Consider the following 16409-nt stretch of genomic DNA (forward strand, 5'->3'; position numbering starts at 1 on the left):
GCCCTCGGCTACCGCGTGACCCTCGAACCAGTCGTCTGACCGCCACGCCACTCAACAACCCTGACCCACCACCGCAAGCCAGGGTTCGCTGCCGCCTGCCCCGTCACTGTCCGATTTTCGGATTAGATCGCGGTCAATCGCCGCTAGCATCGAATCGGACGCGGAGAGGGGTTGGCCTGAATGTTGCTTCGGCGCCTCAGGGAGCACGAACGACTCGATCGTGCGCTGACAGCCGAGCACCTCATCGCCGGCAGCGGTTTGGTGGTGGGCACGCCCCGCTCCGGCAAAACCATGGGTGTGCTGGTGCCGCTGGCTCGTGCCGCGCTGCTGCGGGGCATCAACGTCGACTATCTGGACTGGATGGGCCGGGTGTGGGAACGCGGTGCCGGGCCGGCCCTGGCCGACGTCGTCGCTGACATGAGATCGACCGGGTGGATCCGCACGGAGGAGCCCGGACGGGTGTTCACCGCAATGGGGCTGCCCGGTGGCGCTGTTCTGCGTTTCCGCGGCGGCGACAATGGATTGGCCGAGCACTATCCGACGGGCTCCGGTGTGGACAGGCCGACGCTGTGCATCGTGGACACCTGCGACGCGCCCCGAGCTTCGATGGGCGACCTGGCCCTGGCCTACGCGTCGGTGGCGGCGAATCCGCACGTGGGCATGCTCAGCGCGGTCAACACGCTCGACGTGCTCAAACGTCGCGCGGACGGCGACGCCCGGGCGATTCTGCGGCACAGCGCCACCACCGTGCACCTGTACAACTCGCACCGCGACGACCCTGAACTCCTGGCCGCGGCCGGCGGCGTCGCCCCCGAGACCATCGCGGCGCTGCCCGTGGGGCATGCCCTGGTGACGATGGGCGACGGGCGCGCGCGACGGCTGCGCGCCCCGATGTTCCGCTGATCGACGTGGCCCTTCACACAGTGTCGGGCAAGGTCATCTAGCACACGGCGACTGCGGAGCAGCGGGCCCGCTCCCGGAGTCGTCAACGCTGCGATCCGCATGCGCGGCCGGACATGCGACCGCGCACGCGGGCCGGGCTAAAAGGCCTGCCGGGGTCGGGTTTTCTGTTCAAGCTCGGCCGCAACCTCTGGCGGCAGCGGCGGCCAGGCGAAGCCGGGGGCGCCGGTGTTGGCCTCCGTGATGCCGTCCGGTCCACTGGTGATCACGGAGCGGCGGATTTCCGTCGCCTGGTAGTCGCGCACGTCCCAGAAGGCGTGGCCGATGGACACGGCGCCGGCGGCGGAGAAGTCCATCCAATCGACACGCATGAGCCCGCCGTGCAAGGCCAGCGCGGTGCACATCAAGGTGCAGGCTGCGGGATCTTTCGATGTCACCCAGGTTCCATCGTCGTGGGGGTGAGTGGTGAACGTGAAATAGCCGAAACCGCTGTTGCCGCGGGCGAAGTCGGGCAAGGGCCCCGAGGCCAGGCGCCCATCATCGCCTGAGCCGTTGTCAGTCAGGTACGTGGTGCGGGCCTGGCAGGCGTCGTCGTCGCAGGCGACCTCGGTGTCGCTCAGCCGCAGCCACAGCGTCACGGTCACGTCCTGGCCCTGCTCGGTGGGCAGCGTCCACAGGCGTTCGCGGCACTTGGCGGCCAGGTGGTCCAAGGCCCGCAATGCCTTGGGATGATGGTGGGCGATCTGGTGAATGTTGTGGCCAACCAGCCGCCACGCCTGCTCGGCGGTCGGGTCGATCACGTACGCGCTGTCGTACCGGCTGCTGTCTTCGTTCTTACCGAGAGCGGATCCGGCGATGGCGGTCGGGGCGGGTTCTACGCGACGAATCACCGCGATGTCGGACAGTCGCATGGCGAGCAGAGACTCACCGTTGAGCACGCGCAGCCCCGGCACGTCTCCTGCGCCGCGTTCGTTGACCTGGAGGACCTGCGTACGGACCCACGTCGGTTCGGGGTAGAGGCCCCGGTGGCCGGCCCACAGCACGTCTACCTGCGGGTGGCCGTTGAGGAAGTCGTGGGCCTGGCGAATGGCGTGCTCGGCGGTGTCAGCTGGTATCCACCAGCCGGCCTTGCTCCAGGCCGCGTCCGCGACCATGGAGATGGGGCCATCCCCGTCAAACATCTGTTCGGCGATCTGGATCCGTGCCGCCTGCCGAAGTGTGTCGATCATGTGATGAACCGGGGCGGTTGTGCCCAGGGGCGCGCCGTCACGCGCCGGTCTGGCGCTGCCCTCCCAGATCACTTGAGCGTTCGCTACGCCGGGAATCCGGCCGAGCACGACGGCGACTTGGGCGGATCGGTCCGTCTGGTGCGTGAGGCGGGCGTCGGACCGTGCTCGCGCGGGACGGTCGTCCTCGGGTTCGGCGCCGTAGGTGCGGCGCGGCTCGCGTGGTTCGTCGCGCAGGCCGTGGCCCAGCAGCAGCGGGAACAGCAGGCGCTCCAGGAGTTCGTGGAGCCCGGATTCGATGTTGACCGGGTCGCCGGTGACGGCGAACGGCGCCTCGATTCGGGACAGGCCGTCGCTGGTGGAGCCGACGACGTGGACGGGCTTGCGGTGCCGGTCCCGTTCGGCGGCCTGGGTGGTGAACGCCACGGCGTAGGCGACGGCCGCGGGCCACAGGGCGGGACGCCAGCGCACCTGCGCGTCCCGGCACACCGCTGAGCCTGCGTGCGCAACGTGGGGTCGTATCGCTCCAGCGCCTGGGTGATCGCGGCCAGGCTCGCTCCGGCACCCAGGCGGGCCAGGGCCGGGTGGCGCCCTTCACGTGGCGGCAGCCAAATCCAGGACTCCTCCAGCGGCCGGTTCCACCATCCCCCGACCAGCGGGAAGCCGTCGCGTCGCCGCAGTTCACGCTCCAGCCGTCGGCCCAGATTCGCGCCGCAGGTAAGGCCGAGCAGCGCGGTGACCGCAGCCCAGCCGGCGGGCGCCGACAGGTCCTCCCGCAGCAGCTGGTCGATCTGCACGGCCAGATACGGCAGGTCAGGCTCCCACTGTTGATCGGCGTCCCACACGCACGTCGCAGACCGTCCTCCTCGGCGTCCTCCTCGGCGTTGACGGTCAGCAGGTGATGCTCAGGGTAGCGGTCGCCGCAGATGGGGCACGACGTTGTTGATTCCGGCTCCGCAACTTGAACGCGCCGCAGCCGCGCCTGGGCGAGTTCGTCGTCCACGCGCGCGGCAATCTGTTGCGGCGTCTCGGCGCCGGCGCGGGCCCCTGTGACTAGGTCGTCGACCCTGGCGTCGTGCGGTGCGAGCATTCCCAGCCACAAGGGTTCCTGCGCCCAGCGAGGATCGTCCGGGTCAGCGTCGCCGTCCTGGGCATCGGCATCGTCGGTGTCGCGTCTGGTCTGCAGCTGCACGGGGCCGCAGTAGGCGTAGTACTGGCCGAATTCCCGGTCGAGCGCAGAGCCCGGCCACCCAGTTCCTGAAGGTGCGCCACGATCGTCTGCAGCCAATCGTCCGCGCGCCACCTCGCACTCTCGTCGGCCGAGGTCGCCAGAGCGTGCAGGATGTCGGTGTAGCGGCCGCCGTTCGCGGCTTGCAGCCGACGGGCGCGCTGCGCGGCGGTGGGCTGGTTCTTGGGCATGATCGGCTCACGTCCCCGGCGGTCCCCCACGCCGACCGCCGGTTCGTCAGGTCCGAATCCGGGCAGCACGTTCTGCGCGGGACTCGAAAGCCCTTCGACCGGGAATCGGTGTCGGCGAAGGCGTGGGACCTCATCGACGGCCCGGGGGCGTACGCGGCATGCCCACGTGGATCCTAGCGCCCATCTCGAACGGGACACCAGGCAACTGCGGTACGACCTCGTGTGGTTGGACGCCAGCCATGAGCCCCGAGACACAACGCACAGTAGGAGCCGCCCATCCGCCGGCTCGCCACGGCGATGACCGCCCGGCCGGTGGCCCAGGTGACATCAGCTGCACCTGTCTTCATCGCGCGCCCGAGCCGCTGCCGTCCCCTCAGCCCCGGAGTCCGGCACGGAAGGCTGCCGATGTACCAACGTTGCCCCACTTGTGAGCATCTGCGATGAAGACCAGCACGCAACCTCTATCGGTCAGTAACGTGGTGGTGACGGATTGAAGTGTGGCCGGCACTCAGCCGCAGGGAGTTGTCCGATGCCGAACCTCGATGCACACCTCGGGCAAGGCGGGGCACCTCTGGATCGGGCGCAGTCCGCGTCCGATCGGCTGGGCAGTTCAGGTGCCGGCCCTTGGGCGAGCGTCCGGTGCACGATGGCGACCGGCTGGCACGAAACGGTGGTGGAGCACCTCATGGGACGCTTAGAACGGGCGGCACGGGTACTGTGCGTCGAGCCGCGGTCACCGCAGAACCTCGTGGGACCCTTGTCCCGGCTGGCCGGCTGGCCGATCCCCGGCCACGGGCCAGCACGGGAGCTCATCAAGACCATCACGTCCCGGCTGGACGAGGCCGAACCGGGAGTGCTGATCACCCCACACGATCTCCGCACCGCCGCGGAACGGCATCCGGCACTCGACGGCCGGTCGAGGCCCATGCCACAGTCTCTCCTCGATGCGATCGCCGCGATCGATGTACGCATCTCCCGCTTGTCGCCGCCCATCCTCCGCCAGGCCGCCGTCGACCTGCAGGTCACCCGGGGTGAGGTCGACACCGCCATACGAGAAGCCTTCCAGGCCGGGCGTCGCAGACCCGCCAACACGACAAGCCGCTCACAGTTGCGCCGGTTGGATGAGCCTGAACAGGCCGGCGAAGACGAGCACTCCTTCGCGCACCGCGTCTGGGGCGCACTGCCCGATCCCGACCTGGACGACGTCGCAGCGCAGGGTGTCCTGCACCGCGCCGTGCGGGCTCGTGTGGCGACACTGGGAGATCTCTTCCTGCGGATCACCGAGGGACCGGTGGTCCCGGTGGCGTGGTGGTGCCCACCCGACGGCTACCATCGCGAGGCCCGCAAGGACACCGATCCGCTGATCGCGCTGGCATGGTGCCGCGTACCGGGCGCACCGCAGCCCTTGCACGCGCGCGTCACCCCACACCGTGTATCCCCCGCCGAGCTGCGCAGGCTGGCTCCCTTCTGCACCGCTTCCCCGCACGCCAGAGAGCACCAGCCCATGTATTGGGAGGTGGGCTGGACCGCCGGTGGAGTCTTCCAGCAATACTGCGGCGCCACCGAGCCGACCCTGGCTGCCGCGCAGTTCGCGGCCGCCGAAGCGATCACAGATCTGCGCACCCGCCCACGGGAGCTCCGGCTGCCGGCCAGCGGTGGCCTGCTGGACCCGCGCACCAAGAACTCACGCCCTCACGCCCAGCCACGCATCTTCGACCTCAACGACATCCTGCGCGCGGTGCGGGATCAACACCGCGCAGAGCGCACCCACCATGCCGGCGGCCGACCTCCACTGCTGTGGCCCGTACTCCCCCATACCTCCGCGGCCGGAATGAGCAACAGCATCGTGGCCCACCTTCTGCACCGGTCGGATGTGCCTCTTCCCGACCCGGACGCTCCCGCCAACACCGCGCCGCCCACCGATGAAGCCTTCATCTCCTACCTCACCTCGCACGCCGTCGTCGTGACTCCGCTCGCCCTCGCCTACCTCGAAGGCATGGGCGATGCCGGCCCGGATCCCCGCCCCCTGGCCGAACACCACGCCGCGGGCATGCTCAAGGTCCTGGCATCCCGCACCCACGACGGGCTCGACCTGCTGGCCCGTGAGACGCCTGCCCTGCCCGCACAAGTGCCCGATCACGTGCTGCTCGACCTCGACTGGCTACACCAGTGGCTACCTCTCTCCGACGACATCGACAGCCGGGGAAGATCACGATGATCTCGGCCCTCCCCCGATGTAGGACAGGCTCGGCAGCGGTGTGATCAACACCGCCTTCTCCGCTCCGGCGAAGGGCCACTGACCTCGATGGAGCCGCCTTCCTCCAAGGCCGGCAGGCCGCTTGATGACCAAGCGGCTGAACTCATCCACGATGAAGGCATGGCTGGCCGGCTGACCTCGACAAGGCCGGCCCGCAGGTCGTCCGACGGGACAACACCCGCAGCCTGCTGGCGCAGATGATCGCCGATCTGGCGGCTCGGCTCACCGAGCCAGCAACAAGTCAAAGCCCCCTCTCGCTGCACGTGCCATGGTCGGCGGCCCCGCAGGCACCACGCCCTGACCACGACGCCATCGTCTTCCGCCCGCCCCCATGCCAGCCTCTCCGCCACCCAGACCTCCCGCACAGCACGCTCTACCGCGTGCGGCTGTGGCGGCCTGTGCCGGGCGCCGACCCGGTCGACGCCGGGCATGCCCGTGAGGTGGGCTGGCCACCGAACGGGCCGGACCGGTCCGGCTACTGGCAGACGGGAGTCAAGGCGTGCTGGGAGGCCGGGTTTGACGGTAGCTGCCATGGGCGCAGGAGACGGGCAGGACGGGCTCGCGCCGTTTCGGGTCCTTCGATCCGGCTGGCCGCCCCCGGTCCGGGCTCTCAGGCGCCGGGAGCAGTGGCCTGCCAGCCGGGGGTTGTCGGAGAAGAAGGCGCGGTCACCCCATCAATCTTGGCCGGCGGCAGCCGTGTCGGCGCGTCCGCCCCGTTTCCGGTCGCGCCAGCCGACAAACATCAGCGTTCGGTGAGGCTCTCGCCTCCCATGGCCGAGAGGCGAACCAGTGTCATCGTGCCCAGCCTGTCGGATGCCAGAGCGGCTCGGCGGCTTCGGACCGGGCGAAGCCGACCGTCCAGTCGGTGATGCGCGGCCGGTCGGCGCTGTCCCATGGCTGGATGAGGGCGGTCAACTGATGGGCGATGTCCTGGGAACCGGTGAAGCGGATGGCGCCGTCGCGTTGCATCCAGGCGGTGCCGCGGCCGGGCTCGTGCAGGCACACCATGCCCAGGGTGGCATCCAGGCCGGGAGTGTAGGCGCGAGTGATGCGCGTGTCGGCGGCGCCGAGGGCGAACCACAGGTCGAAGTAGCGGTCGTCGGCCAAGGCGGGAGCGGCGTCCGGCCAGACGGTCAGGTCGCCGTCGGCGGGCACCTCGCCGGGCGGTGGTGCCTGGTCGGCGGCCCAGCCGTACAGGGGGCCGCCGGCGGCCATGAAGTCGCTGGACAGCACGCCGCGTCCGGTGGGTTGCCCGTCGTCATCGACGGTGACCGCCAGGGTGGGGTGGAATCCGGCGTGGGCGATGGGGGCCAGGATGAGCCCGCCGGGGGCGAGCTGGTGCAGCCAGTGCGGGGAGATGCCGGTGATGCCGCAGGTGGCGATGATCCGGTCGTAGGGGCCGCGCTCGGGGTGGCCAAGGTAGCCATCGGCCACGTACGCGGCCGCGGTCACCGCGCCGGCGCGCCGCAGGGCCGCGGCCGCTTCGACGACGATGACGTCGCTGATGTCCACGCTGACCACGTGGGCGCCGGTGATGGCGGCGATCAGCGCCGCGTTGTACCCGGTGCCCGCGCCGATCTCCAGCACCCGCAAGCCCGGCCGAAGTTGCAGGGCCTCCAGCATGCGGGCCACCACGCGCGGCATCGAGGCCGAGGAGGGGCGGCCAGCCGCGTCGCTGGGCCGATGCGTCATCAGCGCGACATCGGAGTAGATCTGGTCGAGCAGGTCGTCGCCGGGCGGGTCGCCGAGGCGGGTGTAGGCGTCACCGCCGGTGTAGAAGCCGGTGATGAACAGGTGGCGGGGCACGGTGGCGAACGCCTGGTGGACGGCGTCGGTGCGGGTGGCGCCGAGCTCGCGCAGCTGCTCGGCCAGGCGGGCCATCCGGCCGGCCGTGCTCTCGGCGGCGGGGGCGGTGGTCATTCAGGCTCCTTCCGGGGCGACGGTGAAGGTCGGCGTGTAGGCGGCGATGACCTCGGGGTCCTCGCCGACGGGCTGGCCGTCGGCCTGCACCCAAGCGTGGGACATCAGCGGCGGGTAGCGCATGCCAACGCGCCAGGTGGGCCAGGTCCGATACAGCGCGCGGCAGGCCAGCGCGGTGGCGATCGAGCGAGGCAGGCAGCCGCGGCCGCTGCCGCAGCGCAGGCTGAGCGTGGTGATCACGGCCTGGGCGTGGCGGGCCTGCTGCGCGGTGGCCGGCGCCCGGTGGCGTGCGCGGGCGGCCAGCCGACTGGCCAGCCGCCCGGGCCGGTGGCGGTAGCGGGCCAGCAGCAGCCAGGTGGCCAGCAGCGCCGCACGGCCGCGCACCTGCTCGCGGATCGACAAGCCGATGGGTTCGGGCAGCGCGACCAGGGTGCTCATCACGCCTGCCCCGTCAGCAGGTTCCGGCCGGTCAGCTCGGCCACCAGCACCGCCACGTCGACGCGAGCGCGTTCGGCGTCGATGCTGTACGCCGCGGCGAGCTCGTGGGCGGCCTGCTCGCACGTGCCGCCCCTCAGCAGCACCTCCAGCGTCTGCGCGGCGGTGTGGTTGAGGGCGAAATAGCCGCCGCCGGCGCCGTCGAACAGCAGCGCGCCGGTCCGGCGTACGGCGGGGGCCAGGTGCCAGGACATCACGTACCTCCGATCTGGTGGCGCAGCCACAGCTCCACGGCGACGGTGTCGGTCACGAACGCCAGCGGCAGGCCGCCGGCCACGCTGGACGGGCCGGTGCCGGTCAGGGCCCGGCGCAGCGCGGGCGCGTCGATAAGGCCAGCGCGGGCCAGGACGCACTCATCGCCGAACAGCTCCAGCAGGTGCGGGGTGTGCGCGGCCAGCCCGGCGTGCAGGTCGTGGTTGTGGTGCCCCTTGTCCCGCCGTGCCAGCAGGCCGGGGGCGATCGGTTCCAGCGCGGCGGCCAGCAGCGGTTTGGGCCGGTAGGGAGTGGTGCGCTGCTCGGGCCGGGTGGCCAGGCACGCCTCGACGACGGCCCGGTCGAAGTACGGGAAATGGGCGGGCACGTCGTGCTGGGCGAGCGCGTCGCGGTAGGCGGCGGCCCGGCGGGCACAGGCGCGGATCCGCGTCACGGTGGCGTGCATGACCGCGTCGCCCGCGGGCGGGTCAAGCGTGTCCAGCAGCGCGGCCACGTGCTCAGCGGCGGCCGCGGTGGCCCACGGCGGCAGCCAGGGCACGGCTTCCCACCCGGTAACCAGCCTCGCCCGGTCAGCGGCCGGTGCCCACCTCAGTGCGCTACGGCGACCGCCCTGCCATGAAGAGCGGCCCCGGCCGCGCAGCAGGCCGGTCAGCAGCGGCATCGTGCCGACGCCGGACAGGGCGGCGTAGCCGCGCAGGTGATGCCAGGCCAGGACGGGCCGCCGCCACAGGGCCGCCAGGTAGGCCAAGGGCGCGAGCAGCACTTCGTCGCCTCCTTGGCCATTCAGGTGGCCGCGGCTGCCGAAGCAGGTCAGTACCTCCGCCAGGTGCCGGACGCGGGCATAGGAGACGGTGAACGAGGCGGGCTCGTCCAGCGTGATCGGCTCGTCCAGGCCGTCGAACAGCTGCGGGTAGCAGGCGGCGTCGAGGACCCGGTGCTCGGCCGGGCCGAGCCGGGCGGCGGTGCGGCGGGCCCAACGCACATCCGGGTTGTCGGCCGTGGCCGAGGCGACGGTGAGCAGCAGCGTGCCGCCGGCGGGACGGGACCGGCAGGCCAGCGCGGCCAGGGCGGCCGAGTCCCAGCCGCCGGACAGTTGCACGCTGGCCCGTTCCGCCCCGGACACGGAGACCTCGACCGCCCGAGACACTGCCGTGCGCAGCACGTCGGCGCCCTCCGGCAGCGGCAGTACGGCCTCCGGCGGCCGCCAGTAGCAGGAGACGGTGGCGCCGTCGTGGTCCAGGTGCAAGCGGTGGCCGGGCGGGACCGGCACCACCTCGCGGTAGGGCGACAGGCGCGACCACAGCAGATCGGCGGGCATCTCCGGGCTCAACAACCGGGCGGCCAGCCAGCGCTCATCCAGCGCGCCACCGGCCAGCGCCGCCAGCGCGACGGCCCGATCGCCCGCCACGGGCAGGCCGTCGAGGCGAGTGTGGTAGAGCCGCCGCAGGCCCGCCACGTCCCCGTACAGGCTGATCTGCCCGTCGTCGCAGGTGATCAGGTGGAAGCTGCCCGGCAGCCACAACAGGTCCTCAACATGGCCACCGCGCTCGGCCCGGGCGACGGCGTGCTGGAGCGGTCCGGCGGGGACGGGGCAGAACCCGGCGACGGCCACCCGCAACCGGCCCGCCGCGGCCAGGCGCAGGGCGGTACCGTGCCCGAGGCCGTTCCCTCGGCCTTGCCCGGGAGGCACGGCCGAGGGCGGGTAGCCATGGCCGATGATCCACGGCCTGCCTGAGGGGTGGCGGGCGAGCACGCCGCCGCGGGCGGCCGGCATGGCACCGGCCGCCCGCGCGGTGGCCGCGTCGGGCAGGGCCACGAACCAGGCGCTCTGCTCGGCGGTGTCCATGGTTCAGCTGGTGTAGTACTGGCCGGCGTCGGAGTCGTCGCTGGTGTCCTTGCTGTAGCTGCCCAGCGTGCTGCTCGCGAACGAGCCGACGCGGCTCAGCTGCGGGGCCTCATAGCCGACCGGCATGGGGGTGGTTGCGTGGTGATCCATCTCATCCTCCAGGTGACGGGGGTGGCGCGGCCGCCCGCCCCGCGGCAGCAGGGCGACTGCCAGTAGAAACACCGTCACGCACGGCCGGAAGGTGGGCCAGCGCTCCCGTTGTCGGGCCGTTGTCGACGCACTGGCGTCGCGTCCGCGCCCGCCGCCGGTCAGTAGGCCGGCAGCAGCGACAGCAGCGCCCGGTGGTAGGCGGCCTGGACGGGCGGGATGGAGTCCAGGCGGATCCGTTCGTCGGTGGCGTGCAGGCCCCGGTAGTCCACGCCGAACCCGGCCAGAGCGGGGATGTTCAGCCCCGCCAGGTAGTTGCCGATGTTGGACGGCCCAGCCACCTTGGCCTGCGGGTGAAGCCCCGTGGCCTTGGCCGCCGCCAGCAGCGCCGCGCGCAGCGGCTCATGCTCGGGCAGGGCGAAGGCGGGCCAGTGGGTGGTGACGGCCAGGTCGGTCGGTGGGGTGTCCGGCCAGTCCGCGTCCAGGCGGGTCAGGGTCGAGTCCAGCAGGGCCAGCGCCTGCTCGGCCTCGAACAGCGGGGTGAGGCGGACATCGACGTTTAGCACGCACAGGTCGGGGATGGTGGAGTAGCCCTCGCCGCCGTGGATTGCGGTGACGGTCAGCTTCGGCGGCAGCGGGAAGGCGGGCCCGCTGCCTTGCGGCAGTGGCGCCTGGTGCAGCCGCTGGATCACCTCGGCCGCCTTGACGATGGCCGACGGCGCGCTCTTGCTGCCGCCCGAGTGCGCGGCGATGCCGTGCACTCCCACGCGGGCGCGCAGCACACCGCGGCCACCGGTCACGACGTGGTCCAGCCCGGGGTAACCGATCATCACCCCATCGATGTGACCGGCCGCGGCTTGCCCTTCGAAGTAGGCTTTCGCGCCGCCGAAGCCGCCGGTGTGCTCATCGACGTCGAACAGCAGCACCACGCTGCCCCGCCAGGTGCGGGCCGCCTGACGAAGGCGGGCGGCGATGTGAGCGAAGATCGCCGCCCCCGCCTTGGAGTCCGAGGAGCCGCGGCCGTGCAGCCACCCGTCCTGGACTTCCGCGGAGGTGGGCGGGTGGGTCCAGGCCGCCTCATCGCCGAACGGCGCGGTGTCCAGGCAAGCGTCCAGCACGTACCGGGGACCCGTGTCTGCGCCGGACACCTCGCATACCAGCGCCACCGGCCCCCCGTCCGGCCCGGCCAGGCGCGCGCAGGGCAGGTCATGAGCGGCCAGCCACGACACCATGTGTTCCAGCACCGGCTCGTAGGCGTCGATGCCGCCCCGGCTCGGCACGCGTACCAGCTCCCGGGTCAGCTCCACCACGCTGTCGTGGTCCTGGCGCGCGGCGCGCACCGGGTCCAGGTGGCCGCCACCGCCATCCTCAAAGGTGTCCTTGGCACGCTCTCGCATTCGGCCCTCACCCGCTCCGTTCCGGCACCAGCACGTCCAACGCGGCGACCTCCGCCGCCGTCTCCACCCGGCGGGCCGCGGCGTACGCCTGCCTGCCATGATCCAGCAGCCGGGCGGCCGGCACCGCCCCCAGCACCACACCCGAGTCGAACGCCTCATGCGAGGTCAGCGACGGAATCGGCACCACGGCCATGGACTCGCTGGCGCAAAACCACCGTTCCGGTATCGTCACCGTGTCCTCCACCAGCCCCAGATGCAGTGTCTTGACCCCGAGGCCGCGATCACGCGGGTCCCGTAGCCGCAGCAGCCGCAGCAGATGGTCCTTGAGCACCTGGTGGTGCGGCGGCCCGAACAGCACCCGGTAGTAGACCAGGGCTGGCCGCTCGGCCAGCACCGCCTCGGTCGCCTCCAGATACCCCGCATCACGCGAGCGCGACCCGGTCACCACCAGGCACCCCTGCGCGCCCTGCACCGTCGCCAGCATCGCCTGCTGCAGCTCGGCGAACCCGGTCAGCAGGCCCAGCCCGGCCTGCGCCGGCAACTGCTCGTCCTGGAAGGCGAACAGCTCCCGCGGCGCCCGCCCGTAGATCTCACATAACGTCTTGCGATGACCGATGCTGGTCGTGTGCCGGCCCAGCTCCCAGCCCGACACCATGCTCGGCGTCACCCCCGACAGCCCGCCCGGCGTCCGCAAGTCGATCTCCTCGACCACATTCTCCAACGTCCAGTTGCGTGCCAGCCGCGCCTGACGCAGCGGCGAGGGCTCGCGGCTCCACCCCGACCCACGACCAGGCATGCCCAGCCTCCTTCCGGCACAGAGATCCACACAGGAATCCACGCTGCCAGCTGCCTGCGCTGGCACCCCGATGATGCCCCTCTTCACGCTCCGCAGCAGGATGTTTCGCCTTCCTACCCCGTCGACGTCTACCGGATCTGGGGCGCTCGCAACCCGGACGACACGGCGTCAGCGCGGGTCACCCCCAGGGCCGGCATGGTCGAGGAAGGCGTGATGCCGCGGACACATCAAGGTCGCGTCCGAGGGCGCGACTCGGTCGTGCACTCGATCCTCGCTCCCGAGTGGCCGCCGGGTGACGGGCCGCCGCGCGCAGGAAGGGACTGGGCTGGAGTTACAGTGCTCCAAACTGGCGCTGTCCTCATGCACCACCGTAGCCAACACTGCTGAGCGGAACCATCAGCGGATCTGCTTGGAGTGCGCCGCCTAACCTGGGTGACGATCAAGGCCGCCATGCACGGCCAGTGCCTCGGACGATGGAACCAATCGTCAGGGCGTCGGCGTAGTCCTCACTGTTGGCTCCCAGCTCAGCGGCGAGTTCCCGTTGCTGCTGCGTGCCTTCATCACCCTTCCAGCGCAAGGCGATCCGTGCCGCGAGGCTCTCGAGATGGTCCAGCCGGTCGTGCGGCTTACGGTCGATGATGTCGCGAAGTCGCTTGTCGATGTCGGCCACGACGTCGTCGGTAGGGCACGGTATGTCTTGGGCGTAGGCGTCGATCACGGGCAGAGCGGCCTGCAGAACTCCCGTGCGGATCAACAGGGGCGCGTCCTGTTCGATCAGCAGCGGCACTGACCTGCTCTCCGTGCTGGGGATCTGGTCGGCGAACAGGTGACGCAAGTGGACAAGGTCAGCCACGACGCTGTGCCGCCATCGGCGGTCTTGGCTCGGCGGTGTCAGGTCCGACTCCTCGCCCAAGGCCTGCACGACCTGTTCGAGCATCGTGTAGGCCGCCTGTGCCTTCTGCCAAGTCCGCTCTGCCACCCAGGCCTCGATGCCCTCGCGTGACGTGGCGGCGTCGACTCGCCTGGCCTTGAGATACCTTCGGTAAGCCTTCTGGTCCTCGGGACTGCTCAGCCGATAGCGCAAGCACGCCCAGGTGAAGATGAAGTAGGCGCACTGCTCCCGCACACCGCGTCCCTCGTAGACGACAACGCGGCCGAGGCGGTGCAGGTCGCGCCCTTCGGCACCGTGCGGAGGCCGCAGGAGTTCCTCCACGGAGATCCCGAACACCCGGGCCATGGCGATCGCCTCGTCGACACTGATCGTGCGGCGGCGGCCGTCCGGCATCGAGTTCACGATCTTCGAGATCGCCGATTGCGGCATGGCCTGCCCGGCGTTCGTCAATTCCTGAGCCAGCCGGTCCTGCGACCAGCCACGCCGACGCATCTCCCAGGCCAACCTCAGAGCGACGTTCTCCTCACTGAAGCTGCGAAGACTGCGGTTCTGCCTGTCGCGCTCGCGCACATCTCTGATGAAACGAGCGATGCCTGACCGATCATCAAACATGTGATACCGCTCTCCTCACACGCCTTCGGGGCTGACACGTCTTCCGTTCTCCCGCTCAGCACCGCATGTCTCCACGGCCAGGCATATCGCTGGCTGTTGGACAGATGGTCGCCCTCGCGGGCCGGTAACTCGATCGCGCCGCTGCCGAGCAGCACCTGCTCGGTCAGAGCTGCCGCATCAGCGGCACCGTCGACACCGTCGGGGACCTCGCCCAGCACCAAGGCCATCGCCTCGGCCCGGGAAAAGCCCGACGTGGAGCTCGTCCGGGGTGCGGCCCGCTGCCACATGCGCGGGGCGATGTCGGCCGGGGCAGGCCGCGCGAGCATGCCATCGAGGGCGCCCAGACAGGATCGAGCCACCGACCGGGGGTTGTAGCCGATGGCGCGTGCCTGATCGCGCCAGGAGGCACGCAGGTTCTCCAACGGCGATGCGACGCCGTCGCCGTATTCACGGCTCCACAAGGAGCTGCGATCGCGCTGCTTGAAGCTCAGCCGGCCGTCAGGCCCAGCTGCTGCCAAGGCTTCGGCCACGGCGGCGGAGGCCTGCCGGTACCGCTTGGAGAACAGGATCCGTAGCGGTTCCGGGACTCCGGCGATCTCCCGTGCGCTGGTGCCTGGCCGCCGGCTCCAGGCGATGCCATGCCGTTCACTCAGCAGTCGCCGCAGCCGCGCGTTCGCCAGGGCGCCGGCTGCGTGAGCATGCCGGTACAGATCGCGGCCTCCGGCCCCCATCGCCGACCACCTGCCGTCGGTGCCGCGCACCAGGTTCGCCAGGACGAGATGGGCCCCGAGAAAGGGGTCACCCACGTGCCCGGGCACGGGCCATGCCGCCACCGTCCAGCGGGCCCAGCCCAACAAGCCGGTGCCCGGTACCCGCCGCGCCCACCGGCCGCCGCCGTGTTGTCCGCGCAGGCCGTAGCCCGCCCATCCCTCCACGGCCGCCAGCGCGTCCTCCATGGCGGCAGCGAGTTGCTCGTCGGCTAAGGCGTACAGCACCGAGATGCTCTTCGGCACATCAATCCCGAGATCGAAGCCGCGATTCCTGACAACAACCCGGGCCCGGCGAGATGCGCGGGCCGCTTGCAGAAGATCACGGTCATAGGCCAACGCCACGTCCACAGCGGCGCACGCGGCCAGGCGTTCTGCGTCGGCGATCGGGACCCGGTGCCGGTCACGTTCCCGCCGGACTCCACGCACCAGCCGCGCGAAGCGCTCCTGCGCCCATGGCACCTCGCCCAGCATCGCCTCCACCGTCGTCGCTCGTTCGGCTGCGGTCTGCTGCAGCGCCTTCAGCAGGGGTTCGGCGGCCACCTTCGCGCGCGGATGCGTGGCCACCTTCGCCGTGACCAACGGTTCCCCCGTGAGGGGGTGACGGCGTTCCATCAGAGCCTCGGCCGCCGGGTGCTGCTCCGCCAGCAACGGTGCACCGGCTTCAAGCCCCACCTCGCGCAGGCCCGAGCCGATCCAGGCCGGATCACGCCCGACACCTGGATGGGGAGATAACAGCCGCTGATTGACCATGGCGGCACTGTCCAGCGCCGTCACCCTCGCCATGCCGCCTCCACCCGCAGTCGATGTCCTCGTTCGCCACATTCGCCGGTGCCTGAGCCGCCCGGGCTGACGGCAGGCCAGCACCAGAGGGGGACACCTCACCAGGCGGCCGACGTCGCTGCGCGGGACTGGCCAGGGCCAGATGACCGCCATTGAGCCTGATAGCGTAACTTAACATGACATTTGACGATCAGTCAGAGAATGAGTGCGGACAGGTCGGTCGGCGCGCACCCACCTTGGGCGTGCAGGTCGAGGTCTGGCCCCTGATGGTCGACCACGATCGGCTCTGGTTACTCAGCGGTCTCGACGCCTGGCAGACCGGCGACATCGACTGCGACCCCCACACCGCCGTGCAGCGCGTGCTCGCCCACCACGGCGTGGACGACCTCGTCCGGCTCGTGCATTCCACCAGCTGGCGGTCCGTTGAAGGCGCGGTCATGCTGACCTACATCGCCACCCTCGACCACCACGGCGCCATCGTCCCCGGCACATGGCGGGCATCCCTTGCGATCACTGACGCGTGGGCCGCGGCCGCCGGCCGTCCCCTCCCCCACCCTCCCACCGCAGCACCGGCGCCCCGCAGCGTGGACGTGCTCTTGCACGCTCTTCGGCACCTCAGCTTCCTCGCCGTCACCGACGCCTCCGCACGCACCGCCCTGAACGAGCGCTGGACATCGCTGCTGGAACCTCTCGCCGCCACCCGCGCCGGCCTCTACCAGTCCACCGGCCAGCCCGAGAG

Annotated in this window: 13 protein-coding genes; 3 read left to right on the top strand and 10 right to left on the bottom strand. The window is 71.0% G+C overall.

The features are described from left to right. Positions 1-180 precede the first annotated feature (180 nt). Positions 181-903, top strand: coding sequence for a hypothetical protein (locus ACTWPW_RS58950; protein WP_443174211.1), 723 nt, complete (start codon positions 181-183; stop codon positions 901-903). Between the two features lie 137 nt (positions 904-1040). Here the strand turns inward: ACTWPW_RS58950 and ACTWPW_RS58955 are convergent, their stop codons facing one another. After that, positions 1041-2597: a hypothetical protein gene (locus ACTWPW_RS58955; RefSeq protein WP_443174212.1), complete on the bottom strand. Its 1557-nt coding sequence runs from the start codon at positions 2595-2597 to the stop codon at positions 1041-1043. 1594 nt (positions 2598-4191) lie between these two features. Between ACTWPW_RS58955 and ACTWPW_RS58960 the strand changes: the two genes are divergently transcribed. Then, positions 4192-5763 (top strand): hypothetical protein, encoded by a 1572-nt coding sequence (locus ACTWPW_RS58960; RefSeq protein WP_443174213.1) that lies wholly within the window; start codon positions 4192-4194, stop codon positions 5761-5763. A gap of 831 nt (positions 5764-6594) precedes the next feature. Here ACTWPW_RS58960 and ACTWPW_RS58965 read toward each other — a convergent pair. From ACTWPW_RS58965 to ACTWPW_RS59005, 9 genes are all read right to left on the bottom strand, one after another. Beyond that, complete coding sequence (locus ACTWPW_RS58965) at positions 6595-7722, bottom strand: methyltransferase domain-containing protein (protein WP_443174214.1); 1128 nt, start codon at positions 7720-7722, stop codon at positions 6595-6597. Continuing rightward, the gene (locus ACTWPW_RS58970) at positions 7723-8160 is read right to left on the bottom strand and encodes a lasso peptide biosynthesis B2 protein (protein WP_443174215.1); all 438 of its coding nucleotides are present in this window, start codon (positions 8158-8160) and stop codon (positions 7723-7725) included. After that, positions 8160-8411, bottom strand: coding sequence for a PqqD family protein (locus tag ACTWPW_RS58975; protein ID WP_443174216.1), 252 nt, complete (start codon positions 8409-8411; stop codon positions 8160-8162). The genes ACTWPW_RS58970 and ACTWPW_RS58975 overlap by 1 nt, the downstream gene beginning before the upstream one ends. Further along, positions 8411-10276 (bottom strand): asparagine synthase-related protein, encoded by a 1866-nt coding sequence (locus ACTWPW_RS58980; RefSeq protein WP_443174217.1) that lies wholly within the window; start codon positions 10274-10276, stop codon positions 8411-8413. Before ACTWPW_RS58980 ends, ACTWPW_RS58975 begins: the two co-directional genes overlap by 1 nt. 3 nt (positions 10277-10279) lie before the next feature. Then, positions 10280-10426 carry a lasso RiPP family leader peptide-containing protein gene (locus tag ACTWPW_RS58985; protein ID WP_443174218.1) on the bottom strand — a complete coding sequence of 49 codons (147 nt, stop codon included), beginning with the start codon at positions 10424-10426 and terminating at the stop codon, positions 10280-10282. Between the two features lie 158 nt (positions 10427-10584). Then, entirely contained in the window at positions 10585-11820 is a 1236-nt protein-coding gene (locus ACTWPW_RS58990; protein ID WP_443174219.1) for a M20 family metallopeptidase, read from the bottom strand. A gap of 7 nt (positions 11821-11827) precedes the next feature. Further along, complete coding sequence (locus tag ACTWPW_RS58995) at positions 11828-12616, bottom strand: helix-turn-helix domain-containing protein (protein ID WP_443174220.1); 789 nt, start codon at positions 12614-12616, stop codon at positions 11828-11830. A gap of 439 nt (positions 12617-13055) precedes the next feature. Beyond that, on the bottom strand, positions 13056-14078 hold the full coding sequence (locus tag ACTWPW_RS59000) for a helix-turn-helix domain-containing protein (RefSeq protein ID WP_443174221.1): 1023 nt from the start codon (positions 14076-14078) through the stop codon (positions 13056-13058). Then, a complete protein-coding gene (locus ACTWPW_RS59005) occupies positions 14015-15673 on the bottom strand; it encodes a relaxase domain-containing protein (RefSeq protein ID WP_443174222.1) in 1659 nt (552 codons plus the stop codon). The genes ACTWPW_RS59000 and ACTWPW_RS59005 overlap by 64 nt, the downstream gene beginning before the upstream one ends. 263 nt (positions 15674-15936) lie before the next feature. Between ACTWPW_RS59005 and ACTWPW_RS59010 the strand changes: the two genes are divergently transcribed. Beyond that, on the top strand, positions 15937-16409 hold a 473-nt coding region (locus ACTWPW_RS59010), incomplete at its 3' end, for a hypothetical protein (protein WP_443174223.1).

It is taken from the genome of Nonomuraea sp. KM90, from assembly GCF_052246675.1.
GTDB lineage: Bacteria > Actinomycetota > Actinomycetes > Streptosporangiales > Streptosporangiaceae > Nonomuraea.

Excerpts from the sequence above, each read along its gene's own strand:
- ACTWPW_RS58950 (WP_443174211.1), top strand. The coding sequence starts at position 181 with ATGTTGCTTCGGCGCCTCAGGGAGCACGAACGACTCGATCGTGCGCTG.
- ACTWPW_RS58960 (WP_443174213.1), top strand. The coding sequence starts at position 4,192 with ATGGCGACCGGCTGGCACGAAACGGTGGTGGAGCACCTCATGGGACGC.
- ACTWPW_RS58965 (WP_443174214.1), bottom strand. The coding sequence starts at position 7,722 with ATGACCACCGCCCCCGCCGCCGAGAGCACGGCCGGCCGGATGGCCCGC.
- ACTWPW_RS58970 (WP_443174215.1), bottom strand. The coding sequence starts at position 8,160 with ATGAGCACCCTGGTCGCGCTGCCCGAACCCATCGGCTTGTCGATCCGC.
- ACTWPW_RS58975 (WP_443174216.1), bottom strand. The coding sequence starts at position 8,411 with ATGTCCTGGCACCTGGCCCCCGCCGTACGCCGGACCGGCGCGCTGCTG.
- ACTWPW_RS58980 (WP_443174217.1), bottom strand. The coding sequence starts at position 10,276 with ATGGACACCGCCGAGCAGAGCGCCTGGTTCGTGGCCCTGCCCGACGCG.
- ACTWPW_RS58985 (WP_443174218.1), bottom strand. The coding sequence starts at position 10,426 with ATGGATCACCACGCAACCACCCCCATGCCGGTCGGCTATGAGGCCCCG.
- ACTWPW_RS58990 (WP_443174219.1), bottom strand. The coding sequence starts at position 11,820 with ATGCGAGAGCGTGCCAAGGACACCTTTGAGGATGGCGGTGGCGGCCAC.
- ACTWPW_RS58995 (WP_443174220.1), bottom strand. The coding sequence starts at position 12,616 with ATGCCTGGTCGTGGGTCGGGGTGGAGCCGCGAGCCCTCGCCGCTGCGT.
- ACTWPW_RS59005 (WP_443174222.1), bottom strand. The coding sequence starts at position 15,673 with ATGGCGAGGGTGACGGCGCTGGACAGTGCCGCCATGGTCAATCAGCGG.